Origin of the sequence: Bacillus sp. SIMBA_026, from assembly GCF_046535335.1 — a bacterium.
GTDB lineage: Bacteria > Bacillota > Bacilli > Bacillales > Bacillaceae > Bacillus > Bacillus velezensis.
Genome location: NZ_JAWRWX010000434.1, coordinates 1 through 241, shown reverse-complemented (window position 1 = coordinate 241; position 241 = coordinate 1). Strand labels below are relative to the sequence as shown.

The 241-nt window shown below is 60.6% G+C and carries 1 protein-coding gene; it reads left to right on the top strand.

Going from position 1 to position 241, the window contains the following annotated elements; all coding sequences use genetic code 11:
- On the top strand, positions 1–241 hold a 241-nt coding region (locus SB847_RS22080), incomplete at both ends, for an ANTAR domain-containing protein (RefSeq protein WP_410578883.1).

The following is a 241-nucleotide window of genomic DNA, read 5'->3' as shown; positions in this document are numbered from 1 at the left end:
CAAGGCCCTGCGTCTGGGATTGAAGATCGCCCAACTCAGCGATGCCCGCAACGACCTCAAAGCGGCGTTGGAGTCCCGGACCACCATTGACACCGCCATCGGGGCCATCACTGCCCAAAACCGTTGCGGCCGTGACGCAGCCTTCAAGATCCTGGTGACTACCTCAAGCCATCGCAATATCAGGCTCCGGACCCTCGCCGAGGATATCCTTCAGGGCGTCTCCGGCGAACGGGAAATGAAA